This window comes from Blautia sp. MSJ-9, assembly GCF_018919065.1.
GTDB lineage: Bacteria > Bacillota > Clostridia > Lachnospirales > Lachnospiraceae > Blautia_A.
Genome location: NZ_JAHLQG010000014.1, coordinates 51,412 through 61,304, shown reverse-complemented (window position 1 = coordinate 61,304; position 9,893 = coordinate 51,412). Strand labels below are relative to the sequence as shown.

Annotated in this window: 18 protein-coding genes; all 18 read left to right on the top strand. The window is 41.2% G+C overall.

Annotated elements, in window-relative coordinates; translation table 11 throughout:
- Positions 1-265 precede the first annotated feature (265 nt).
- The 18 genes from KQI87_RS03775 (at position 266) to rplF (ending at position 9,892) form a co-directional block, all read left to right on the top strand.
- Complete coding sequence (locus KQI87_RS03775) at positions 266-1,417, top strand: hypothetical protein (protein ID WP_216458965.1); 1,152 nt, start codon at positions 266-268, stop codon at positions 1,415-1,417.
- Positions 1,418-1,906: 489 nt separating this feature from the next.
- Positions 1,907-2,224 (top strand): 30S ribosomal protein S10, encoded by a 318-nt coding sequence (gene rpsJ, locus KQI87_RS03770; protein WP_008707245.1) that lies wholly within the window; start codon positions 1,907-1,909, stop codon positions 2,222-2,224.
- A 193-nt stretch (positions 2,225-2,417) separates the two neighbouring features.
- On the top strand, positions 2,418-3,050 hold the full coding sequence (gene rplC / locus KQI87_RS03765; protein ID WP_216458964.1) for a 50S ribosomal protein L3: 633 nt from the start codon (positions 2,418-2,420) through the stop codon (positions 3,048-3,050).
- 21 nt (positions 3,051-3,071) lie between these two features.
- Positions 3,072-3,692, top strand: a complete 621-nt coding sequence (rplD, locus tag KQI87_RS03760; protein ID WP_119233025.1) for a 50S ribosomal protein L4 — start codon at positions 3,072-3,074, stop codon at positions 3,690-3,692.
- Positions 3,692-3,991 carry a 50S ribosomal protein L23 gene (gene rplW, locus KQI87_RS03755; RefSeq protein WP_118509288.1) on the top strand — a complete coding sequence of 100 codons (300 nt, stop codon included), beginning with the start codon at positions 3,692-3,694 and terminating at the stop codon, positions 3,989-3,991. Before rplD ends, rplW begins: the two co-directional genes overlap by 1 nt.
- 61 nt (positions 3,992-4,052) lie before the next feature.
- A complete protein-coding gene (gene rplB, locus KQI87_RS03750) occupies positions 4,053-4,898 on the top strand; it encodes a 50S ribosomal protein L2 (RefSeq protein WP_118509289.1) in 846 nt (281 codons plus the stop codon).
- A 15-nt stretch (positions 4,899-4,913) separates the two neighbouring features.
- Positions 4,914-5,195 carry a 30S ribosomal protein S19 gene (gene rpsS, locus KQI87_RS03745; RefSeq protein WP_008707255.1) on the top strand — a complete coding sequence of 94 codons (282 nt, stop codon included), beginning with the start codon at positions 4,914-4,916 and terminating at the stop codon, positions 5,193-5,195.
- Between the two features lie 88 nt (positions 5,196-5,283).
- Positions 5,284-5,673, top strand: a complete 390-nt coding sequence (gene rplV / locus KQI87_RS03740; protein ID WP_118509290.1) for a 50S ribosomal protein L22 — start codon at positions 5,284-5,286, stop codon at positions 5,671-5,673.
- A gap of 11 nt (positions 5,674-5,684) precedes the next feature.
- On the top strand, positions 5,685-6,341 hold the full coding sequence (gene rpsC, locus KQI87_RS03735) for a 30S ribosomal protein S3 (RefSeq protein ID WP_117675254.1): 657 nt from the start codon (positions 5,685-5,687) through the stop codon (positions 6,339-6,341).
- Positions 6,341-6,778, top strand: a complete 438-nt coding sequence (gene rplP, locus KQI87_RS03730) for a 50S ribosomal protein L16 (RefSeq protein ID WP_008707261.1) — start codon at positions 6,341-6,343, stop codon at positions 6,776-6,778. Before rpsC ends, rplP begins: the two co-directional genes overlap by 1 nt.
- Positions 6,768-6,977, top strand: a complete 210-nt coding sequence (gene rpmC, locus KQI87_RS03725) for a 50S ribosomal protein L29 (RefSeq protein WP_020994114.1) — start codon at positions 6,768-6,770, stop codon at positions 6,975-6,977. Before rplP ends, rpmC begins: the two co-directional genes overlap by 11 nt.
- Positions 6,978-6,992: 15 nt before the next feature.
- Positions 6,993-7,247 (top strand): 30S ribosomal protein S17, encoded by a 255-nt coding sequence (gene rpsQ / locus KQI87_RS03720; protein WP_008707264.1) that lies wholly within the window; start codon positions 6,993-6,995, stop codon positions 7,245-7,247.
- Positions 7,248-7,260: 13 nt separating this feature from the next.
- The gene (gene rplN / locus KQI87_RS03715) at positions 7,261-7,629 is read left to right on the top strand and encodes a 50S ribosomal protein L14 (RefSeq protein ID WP_008707265.1); all 369 of its coding nucleotides are present in this window, start codon (positions 7,261-7,263) and stop codon (positions 7,627-7,629) included.
- Positions 7,630-7,640: 11 nt separating this feature from the next.
- Positions 7,641-7,952 carry a 50S ribosomal protein L24 gene (gene rplX, locus KQI87_RS03710; RefSeq protein ID WP_118331053.1) on the top strand — a complete coding sequence of 104 codons (312 nt, stop codon included), beginning with the start codon at positions 7,641-7,643 and terminating at the stop codon, positions 7,950-7,952.
- A 21-nt stretch (positions 7,953-7,973) separates the two neighbouring features.
- Positions 7,974-8,513 carry a 50S ribosomal protein L5 gene (gene rplE / locus KQI87_RS03705; protein WP_008707267.1) on the top strand — a complete coding sequence of 180 codons (540 nt, stop codon included), beginning with the start codon at positions 7,974-7,976 and terminating at the stop codon, positions 8,511-8,513.
- A gap of 15 nt (positions 8,514-8,528) precedes the next feature.
- Positions 8,529-8,714, top strand: coding sequence for a type Z 30S ribosomal protein S14 (locus KQI87_RS03700; protein WP_008707268.1), 186 nt, complete (start codon positions 8,529-8,531; stop codon positions 8,712-8,714).
- A 148-nt stretch (positions 8,715-8,862) separates the two neighbouring features.
- Complete coding sequence (gene rpsH, locus KQI87_RS03695; protein ID WP_118509291.1) at positions 8,863-9,264, top strand: 30S ribosomal protein S8; 402 nt, start codon at positions 8,863-8,865, stop codon at positions 9,262-9,264.
- An 88-nt stretch (positions 9,265-9,352) separates the two neighbouring features.
- Positions 9,353-9,892, top strand: a complete 540-nt coding sequence (gene rplF / locus KQI87_RS03690; RefSeq protein WP_008707270.1) for a 50S ribosomal protein L6 — start codon at positions 9,353-9,355, stop codon at positions 9,890-9,892.
- Position 9,893: the final 1 nt, after the last annotated feature.

The following is a 9,893-nucleotide window of genomic DNA, read 5'->3' as shown; positions in this document are numbered from 1 at the left end:
CGGCAAATATATATGACAGAGTGTCCAGGATATTTGGATAAAGAAAGCCGATGGTTTTGACTGTTATCAGTCTACACCATCGGTTTTCCTAAGTCCAGCTAACCCTTGAACAGTAACCTTTTCGGGTGTGTTTTCTTGTATTTGGGAGATTATAAGTTGACCATAAGAATAAAACAAGGTATAATGAAGTTACTGTGGATAAAATGCGCAGTGATACAATTTGTTGTGATAAACAGAGAGACTAAAGAAATGAGGAGCGTAACGAATGTCGAAATTTTTGAAATTTATTGTACATTTTATAGTGATATGCACCATTGCCTGTGTCGTTGGACTGGCGGTACCACCTTTCCTTGGAGTTACGACAGAAATTATGGACGATTCCAGTAAAGAAACAAACCTTCCCATGGGATCTGTAACTTATGCGATTCCAGTGAAGACTTCCGAGGCAGCAGTAGGCGATTCTATCCTGTATCAGGGTGATTCCAAAGCGTATCGTTACATGATCACAGAGATGGACAAAGATAATAACACTTTTAAAGTAATAGATTCTACTGACAAAGATTCCGAACCGATTACTGTTGAGGTGAAGAATTATATTCCAAAGGTTGTTATTACGATAGGCTATGTGGGTTATCTTCTGTTTGCGACAGAGAGTATCGAGGGTCTGATCATCCTTGGACTTGCTGTGCTTTTCCTTGTAATCCTTTACATAGTTGCAGAGCTTTTGAAGAAAGAGCCGCAGGAGGATTACGATGATGCAGATACAGAGCCTGGATATGTCAAGAGTAAGAAAGAACTCAAGAGAGAAGAGAAGGCTAGAGAAAAACGTTACAAAGAAGAAGAACGTCAGATAAAGAAAGAAGAGAGAGCCCGCAAAAAAGGCAAAGAACCAGAACGTAAGAAAATTAAGACAGGTGGCTTTGTGGATGAGATCTATGAGGACGATCTGGTACCGGAGAAACCAAAGCAGCCAACAGCAGTTCAGGCAGCTACAGCCGCGACTACCGAGGCTCACGAACTTCTGAAGAAAGAAATTGCTGCCGCAACCGCAGATGAACCTGTAAAAGCAGAGGAGCCTGTGCAGCAGGCAGAGATAGCATCTTCAACTCCTGTTTCAGGAAAAACAGAAGTGATCGTGCCACAGGTGAAGGAACAGCTGAGAAAGATGATGAGTGCATCTGACAGAAAACCTGTTGAACCGGATAAAACAGAGGAGGTTGAAGAGGCACCGGTAGAGATTAAACGTATGGTAATCCCGACATGGTCAGCTGCGCAGATTGCAGAGAGTGCCAAGAATCAGGGAGATGCTCCTGATATTGTAAGAGATGATGTAACGAAGGTTACACTGTTTGATTATTCTGATATCATAGCAGATGAACAGCCTGTTCATACAGAAGAACAGACAACAGAAGAATAAGAAACGTGATTGAACGTGTTTCTTCCTATATAATATAGAAGGAACACGTTCTTTTTATTTTAATCGAAATTGAGGAGCGGTTATTCGGCTATGAGCAAGTGGCAAAGCGGATTGCGAATTGCCGCTTGACTTCCTTCTATATAATAGGAAGAAACACGGAAAAATATAGTAATAAATATTGTATAGAATCAAATACAAAAAAATATGAAAAAAAGTAAAAAAAACACTTGCATTTTTCTGAGAGGTCGTGTATACTTCCAATTGTTGTGACATTGATAGCAATGAAGCGCGAGGTTGCTGCCACAAAGATGGCAGGTTTTCCGTGGAGCGAATGTCAAGTTTGAAAACTGACGACAAGTCACTGTACAAGTTCAGAAGACCATCCAGGGATGGCGTGTGTGGTAAGAAATCGAAAGACACACACGGAGATGTGTACAGTCGCCGCTTGTCGTACTGCTTGAAAAGTACGAATAGGAGGAGACTTTTTTTATGGCAAATCAGGTAATGAGAATCACATTAAAGGCTTATGATCATCAGTTAGTAGATGCATCTGCAGCAAAAATCATCGAAACTGTTAAAAAGAACGGAGCAATGGTAAGTGGCCCAGTTCCGCTTCCAACTAAGAAAGAAGTTGTTACAATCTTAAGAGCCGTTCATAAATACAAAGATTCCAGAGAACAGTTCGAACAGAGAACTCATAAGAGACTGATCGATATCCTGACACCAACACAGAAGACAGTAGATGCTCTGTCAAGACTGGAAATGCCAGCAGGTGTTAACATCGATATCAAAATGAAGACTAAATAAGGCATTGAACACTTAATGAGCATGCAATGCGAATTTAGTGAGAAAGCCCACCTCGACACTTAATGAATGACGAGCAAAGCGAGAAAATGAATTTAGTGACGATGGTGTCTCAACTATGATAATGCTATAAGCATTAAGCTATTTACTATATGATTGCCGGTAATCGGTAATCCGCTATAAGGAGGAAGAAAGAATGAAGAAAGCTATTTTAGCTACTAAAGTCGGAATGACTCAGATCTTCAATGAAGACGGCCAGTTAATTCCGGTAACAGTTTTACAGGCTGGTCCTTGTGTTGTAACTCAGGTTAAGACAGAAGAGAACGACGGATACGAAGCAGTTCAGGTCGGATTCGGCGACATCAGAGAAAGTCTTGTTAACAAACCGGAAAAAGGACACTTTGACAAAGCTGGCGTTGCAGTAAAGAGATTCGTTAAAGAGTTCAGATTTGATAACGCTGCTGAATATGCAGTAGGACAGGAAATTAAAGCTGATATCTTTGCAGACGGCGATCACATTGATGCAACAGCTGTTTCCAAAGGTAAAGGTTTCCAGGGTGCGATCAAGAGACATGGTCAGTCCAGAGGACCTATGGCTCACGGTTCCAAATATCACCGTCATGCAGGTTCCAATGGCGCTTGTTCTGATCCGAGCAAGGTATTCAAAGGAAAACACATGCCAGGTCATATGGGAAATGTTCAGGTTACTGTACAGAACCTTGAGATCGTACGCGTAGATAAAGAAAATAACTTACTGTTAGTTAAGGGTGCTGTTCCAGGACCTAAGAAATCTTTGGTTACTATCAAAGAGACAGTAAAGTCCTTATAATAAGAAAGGAGGAGCACACAAATGGCAAACGTAACTGTTTATAATATGGAAGGCAATGAAGTTGGAACAATGGACCTGAATGATGCAGTATTCGGCGTAGAAGTCAATGAGCATCTTGTTCACCTTGCTGTTGTTCGTCAGCTTGCAAATAATCGCCAGGGTACTCAGAAAGCTAAAACACGTTCTGAAGTAAGCGGCGGCGGAAGAAAACCGTGGAGACAGAAAGGAACAGGTCATGCTAGACAGGGTTCCATCCGTGCACCACAGTGGACTGGCGGCGGTGTTGTATTCGCTCCGGTACCAAGAGATTATGAAGTAAAAATGAACAAGAAAGAAAGAAGAGCTGCTTTAAAATCTGCTCTGACTTCCAAAGTTCAGGACAATAAATTAGTAGTAGTTGATGCCCTTACACTTGCAGATGTTAAGACAAAAGAAATGCAGAAAGTTCTTACAAACCTGAAAGCTGAGAAAGCACTTGTGATCACAGCTACAGATGACAAGAACGTAATCCTTTCCGCTAGAAACATCACAGATGTACAGACAGCAACACCAAGTACTATTAACGTATACGATGTTATGAACCATGGCACCGTAGTTGTAACCAAAGATGCTGTAGCATCCATCGAGGAGGTATATGCATAATGGCTAACATTCAGTACTATGACGTAATCAAGAAACCAGTGATTACAGAAAAATCTATGAACGCTATGGCTGAAAAGAAATACACTTTCTTAGTTCATCCAGAAGCAAATAAATCTCAGATCAAAGAAGCTGTAGAGAAAATGTTCGAAGGAACAAAAGTAAAGAGCGTTAACACCATGAATATGGATGGAAAGAAAAAACGCCGTGGTATGACAGTTGGAACAACTGCTAAAACCAAAAAAGCTATCGTAGCTCTGACAGAAGACAGCAAAGATATTGAAATCTTCGAAGGACTTTAATTAACAGATAGCGATTATACGCATTCAAAAGCGTGAGGACAAATTTGAAAGGAGAACAAAAATGGGAATCAAAAGTTATAACCCATATACACCGTCTAGAAGACATATGACTGGTTCCGATTTCTCAGAGATCACAAAATCTACACCAGAGAAATCTCTTACCGTGTCTTTAAAGAAAAACGCTGGACGTAACAACCAGGGTAAGATCACAGTTAGACACCGCGGAGGCGGAAGCAGAAGAAAATATAGAATCATCGACTTCAAGAGAAGAAAAGATGGAGTTGCTGCAACAGTACTTTCCATCGAGTATGATCCAAACAGAACAGCAAACATCGCTCTTATCTGCTATGCAGATGGCGAGAAAGCATATATCCTTGCACCGGAAGGCTTAAAAGTAGGCCAGAAAGTCATGAACGGAGCAGAAGCAGAAGTTCGTGTTGGTAACTGCTTACCATTAGAGCTTATCCCGGTTGGTACTATGGTACACAACATTGAGCTTCATCCTGGAAAGGGCGGACAGATGGTTCGTTCTGCTGGAAACGGCGCTCAGTTAATGGCTAAAGAAGGCAAATACGCAACACTGCGTCTGCCATCTGGTGAAATGAGAATGGTTCCGATCGTATGCCGCGCATCTGTAGGCGTTGTCGGAAACGGAGATCACAACCTGATTAACATCGGTAAAGCCGGACGTAAACGTAACATGGGTATCAGACCTACTGTTCGTGGTTCCGTAATGAACCCGAATGACCATCCACATGGTGGTGGTGAAGGAAAGACCGGTATCGGTCGTCCAGGTCCATGCACTCCATGGGGAAAACCTGCTCTTGGTCTGAAGACAAGAAAGAAAAACAAACCGTCCAACAAGCTCATCGTAAGAAGACGCGATGGAAAAGCATTATCGAAATAATAAGGAGGATTAAGCATGTCTCGTTCACTGAAAAAAGGACCTTTTGCAGATGCCAGCTTACTTAAAAAAGTAGATGCATTAAACGCTGCAAATGACAAATCCGTTATCAAAACCTGGTCACGCCGTTCTACAATCTTCCCGTCCTTCGTAGGACACACAATTGCTGTCCATGACGGAAGAAAACACGTGCCGGTATACGTAACAGAAGATATGGTTGGCCACAAACTCGGTGAGTTCGTTGCAACCAGAACTTACAGAGGACACGGAAAAGACGAAAAGAAATCCGGAGTTCGCTAGTATTTGACTTTATATTCTGTCTGCTGCCCATGAGACAGCGGACAGGTTAACCTGATATTGAGAGAAAGAGGAAAGGAGGCACTTTAAAATGGCAAAGGGACATAGAAGCCAGATAAAAAGAGCCAGAAATGAGAGTAATAGAGAGACAAGACCGTCTGCAAAATTATCTTATGCAAGAATTTCTGTTCAGAAAGCCTGCTACGTGTTAGATGTAATCCGCGGTAAAGATGTGCAGACAGCACTTGGTATCTTAACATACAACCCAAGATACGCTTCCAGCGTTATCAAGAAACTTCTTGAGTCAGCAATTGCAAATGCTGAAAACAATAACGGAATGAATGCAGACAACCTCTACGTTGCAGCCTGCTATGCAGATAAAGGACCTACAATGAAGAGAATTCAGCCGAGAGCACAGGGTAGAGCTTACAGAATCGAAAAGAGAACAAGCCATATCACTATCGTGCTGGATGAGAAATAAGGAGGAAAAGCATGGGACAGAAAGTTAACCCACATGGCCTTAGAGTCGGTGTTATCAAGGATTGGGATTCAAGATGGTATGCTGATGCAGACTTCGCTGATTACCTGGTAGAAGACTACAACATCAGAACATTCCTTAAAAAGAAATTATACAGCGCAGGTGTTTCCAAGATCGAGATCGAAAGAGCATCTGACAGAGTTAAGATCATCATCTACACAGCTAAACCTGGTATCGTAATCGGTAAAGGCGGCGCTGAGATTGAAAAAGTTAAAGCTGAATTAAAGAAATTCACAGACAAAAAACTTATCGTAGATATCAAAGAAGTAAAGAGACCAGACAGAGACGCTCAGTTAGTAGCAGAGAATATCGCATTACAGCTTGAGAACCGTATCTCTTTCAGACGTGCAATGAAATCTACAATGCAGAGAACAATGAAGGCCGGAGCAAAAGGTATCAAAACATCCGTATCCGGACGTCTTGGCGGTGCTGATATGGCTCGTACAGAGTTCTACAGCGAAGGAACTATCCCGCTTCAGACACTTCGTGCAGATATTGACTATGGATTCGCAGAAGCAGACACAACATACGGCAAAGTTGGCGTAAAAGCTTGGGTCTACAATGGCGAAGTACTTCCAACAAAAGGAACTAAGGAAGGGAGCGATAAATAATGTTAATGCCAAAAAGAGTAAAACGTCGTAAACAATTCCGTGGCTCCATGAGAGGAAAAGCCCTCAGAGGTAATAAGATCAATTATGGTGAATTCGGACTTGTTGCAACCGAACCGTGTTGGATCCGTTCCAACCAGATCGAAGCAGCCCGTGTTGCTATGACTCGTTATATCAAACGTGGTGGTCAGGTTTGGATTAAGATTTTCCCAGATAAACCAGTAACAGCGAAACCAGCAGAAACACGAATGGGTTCCGGAAAAGGTGCCCTTGAATACTGGGTAGCAGTTGTTAAGCCAGGACGTGTAATGTTCGAAATCGCAGGCGTTTCAGAAGAAATCGCTCGTGAAGCATTACGTCTTGCAATGCACAAGTTACCATGTAAATGCAAAATCGTTTCTCGTGCAGACTTAGAAGGCGGTGATAACAGTGAAAATTAATAAATTCGTGGAAGATTTAAAGGCAAAATCAGCTGCAGAATTAAATGAAGAATTAGTAGCTGCTAAAAAAGAACTTTTCAATCTGAGATTTCAGAATGCAACTAATCAATTAGAGAACACAAGCCGCATTAAAGAGGTTCGCAAGAACATTGCAAGAATCCAGACAGTAATTACTGAGCAGGCTAACGCTTCCAAATAATAGGAGGAAACTATCGTGGAAAGAAATCTGAGAAAAACCCGCGTGGGTAAGGTTGTCAGCAATAAGATGGACAAGACCATTGTAGTTGCTATTGAAGACCATGTAAAACATCCTCTTTACAAAAAAATCGTGAAGAGAACATATAAATTAAAAGCTCATGACGAAAATAATGAGTGCAATATCGGTGATACCGTAAAAGTTATGGAAACCAGACCGTTATCCAAAGATAAAAGATGGAGACTGGTTGAAATCGTAGAGAAAGTTAAATAAGGAGGAGACCAGTATGATTCAGCAGGAAACTAGACTGAAAGTTGCCGACAACACTGGTGCAAAAGAAATCCTTTGTATTCGTGTTATGGGCGGCTCTACAAGAAGATATGCAAGCATTGGCGATACAATCGTTGCTACTGTTAAAGATGCAACACCAGGCGGCGTTGTTAAAAAAGGTGACGTTGTAAAAGCTGTTGTAGTTAGAACTAAAAAAGGCGCTCGTCGTAAAGACGGATCTTATATCCGCTTCGATGAAAATGCTGCCGTAATCATTAAAGACGACTTAACTCCGAGAGGAACACGTATCTTTGGACCAGTTGCCAGAGAACTTCGTGAAAAGAAATTCATGAAGATCGTTTCCTTAGCTCCGGAAGTATTATAGGAGGGTGCCTAATGTCAGCTATGAAAATTAAAAAAGGTGATACTGTAAAAGTTATCGCTGGTAAAGATAATGGCAAAGAGGGTAAAGTCCTTGCAGTAAACGCAAAAGACAATACCGTTATTGTTGAGAATATCAACAAGGTTACAAAACACAGCAAACCATCTGCAGCAAATCAGCAGGGCGGAATCATCACAAAAGAAGCTCCACTGCACATCTCCAATGTAATGCTGGTTGTTGATGGACAGGCTACAAGAGTAGGCTTCCAGATGGACGGAGACAAAAAAGTCCGCGTTGCTAAAAAAACCGGTAAGGTTATCGATTAATTAAGAGAGGAGGCATGACAAGTGAGTAGATTAAAAGAAATGTACAAAAATGAGATCATGGATGCCATGACCAAAAAATTTGGATACAAAAATGTTATGGAAGTGCCAAAACTCGACAAGATCGTAATCAATATGGGTGTTGGTGAAGCCAAAGAAAACGCTAAGCTTCTTGATGCTGCAATCGCAGATATGGAACTTATCACAGGACAGAAAGCAATCGCTACTAAAGCTAAAAAATCTGTCGCTAACTTCAAAATCAGAGAGGGTATGCCGATCGGTTGTAAAGTTACATTAAGAGGAGAAAAAATGTACGAGTTCGCTGATCGTCTGATCAACCTTGCACTTCCTCGTGTACGTGACTTCCGTGGTGTTAACCCGAACGCATTCGATGGCCGTGGAAACTACGCTCTGGGTATCAAAGAGCAGCTGATCTTCCCGGAAGTTGAATATGATAAAGTTGACAAAGTAAGAGGTATGGACATCATCTTCGTTACTACAGCTAAGACTGATGAAGAAGCACGTGAATTACTGACATTATTCAATATGCCGTTTGCAAAGTAATAGGAGGAACGATTCATGGCTAAAACAGCAATGAAAATCAAACAGCAGCGCAAACAGAAATTCTCCACAAGAGAATATACACGCTGCAACATTTGTGGACGTCCACATTCTGTTTTAAGAAAATACGGAATCTGCAGAATCTGCTTCCGTGAATTAGCTTACAAGGGACAGATCCCGGGCGTTAAGAAGGCTTCCTGGTAGGAACCGGATTTAATAAATATAAATAAACGATCGGCTGATTTATCAGTCCGATCATGTGTCCAAACGAGATTTATGATAAAACAGGTAACAATGTAAACTATTTAATATAAATGCACATGTAAAGTCTGAATTATAGGAGGAAACTAACATGACAATGAGCGATCCAATCGCAGATATGCTTACAAGAATCCGTAACGCAAACACTGCAAAACATGACACAGTAGATGTTCCGGCATCCAAAATGAAAATTGCAATTGCTAACATCCTTGTTGATGAAGGATATATTGCAAAATATGATTTAGTTGAAGACGGAGTTGTTAAAACTCTTCATATCACACTGAAATATGGTGAAGACAAAAACGAAAAAATCATCACTGGTTTAAAGAGAATCTCCAAACCTGGTCTTCGTATCTACGCAGGTAAGGATGAGCTTCCAAAAGTTCTTGGTGGACTTGGAATCGCAATTCTTTCTACAAACAAAGGTGTTATTACAGATAAAGAAGCTCGCAAACTTCAGGTTGGCGGCGAAGTATTAGCATTCGTTTGGTAATTTGAACCAAGATTTTTTATAGAGAATTAACTGAAAACAGAGAGGATGCAATATCCTCTCCGATAATCTAAGTAAGGAGGACAAACATATGTCACGAATTGGTAGACTTCCGGTTGCTATTCCTGCAGGCGTAGAAGTGACTGTCGCTGAAGGCAACGTAGTAACTGTAAAAGGACCAAAAGGAACACTCGAAAGAGCACTTCCTACAGAAATGGAAATCAAAGTTGAAGATGGTCATGTAGTAGTATCCAGACCAAACGACTTAAAGAAAATGAAATCTCTTCACGGTTTAACAAGAAGCTTAATCCACAACATGGTTGTTGGTGTAAGCGAAGGCTATACAAAAGAGCTTGAAGTTAACGGTGTAGGTTATAAAGCAGCAAAACAGGGCAAGAAGCTCACACTTAGCCTTGGTTACTCTCATCCGGTAGAAATGGAAGATCCAGACGGAATCGAAACCAAAGTAGATGGTAACAAGATTATCGTATCCGGTATCAGCAAAGAAAAAGTCGGCCAGTTTGCAGCTGAGATCAGAGACAAGAGAAGACCTGAGCCATACAAAGGTAAAGGTATCAAATATGTTGATGAAGTTATCAGACGTAAAGTTGGTAAGACTGGTAAGAAATAAT

Bases quoted from the DNA above. Each gene is read 5' to 3' on its own strand.
- KQI87_RS03775 (WP_216458965.1), top strand. From the start codon at position 266: ATGTCGAAATTTTTGAAATTTATTGTACATTTTATAGTGATATGCACC.
- KQI87_RS03700 (WP_008707268.1), top strand. From the start codon at position 8,529: ATGGCTAAAACAGCAATGAAAATCAAACAGCAGCGCAAACAGAAATTC.
- rpsH (WP_118509291.1), top strand. From the start codon at position 8,863: ATGACAATGAGCGATCCAATCGCAGATATGCTTACAAGAATCCGTAAC.
- rpsC (WP_117675254.1), top strand. From the start codon at position 5,685: ATGGGACAGAAAGTTAACCCACATGGCCTTAGAGTCGGTGTTATCAAG.
- rplC (WP_216458964.1), top strand. From the start codon at position 2,418: ATGAAGAAAGCTATTTTAGCTACTAAAGTCGGAATGACTCAGATCTTC.
- rplV (WP_118509290.1), top strand. From the start codon at position 5,284: ATGGCAAAGGGACATAGAAGCCAGATAAAAAGAGCCAGAAATGAGAGT.
- rplW (WP_118509288.1), top strand. From the start codon at position 3,692: ATGGCTAACATTCAGTACTATGACGTAATCAAGAAACCAGTGATTACA.
- rplF (WP_008707270.1), top strand. From the start codon at position 9,353: ATGTCACGAATTGGTAGACTTCCGGTTGCTATTCCTGCAGGCGTAGAA.
- rpsJ (WP_008707245.1), top strand. From the start codon at position 1,907: ATGGCAAATCAGGTAATGAGAATCACATTAAAGGCTTATGATCATCAG.
- rplB (WP_118509289.1), top strand. From the start codon at position 4,053: ATGGGAATCAAAAGTTATAACCCATATACACCGTCTAGAAGACATATG.
- rpsS (WP_008707255.1), top strand. From the start codon at position 4,914: ATGTCTCGTTCACTGAAAAAAGGACCTTTTGCAGATGCCAGCTTACTT.
- rplD (WP_119233025.1), top strand. From the start codon at position 3,072: ATGGCAAACGTAACTGTTTATAATATGGAAGGCAATGAAGTTGGAACA.
- rplN (WP_008707265.1), top strand. From the start codon at position 7,261: ATGATTCAGCAGGAAACTAGACTGAAAGTTGCCGACAACACTGGTGCA.
- rplX (WP_118331053.1), top strand. From the start codon at position 7,641: ATGTCAGCTATGAAAATTAAAAAAGGTGATACTGTAAAAGTTATCGCT.
- rplP (WP_008707261.1), top strand. From the start codon at position 6,341: ATGTTAATGCCAAAAAGAGTAAAACGTCGTAAACAATTCCGTGGCTCC.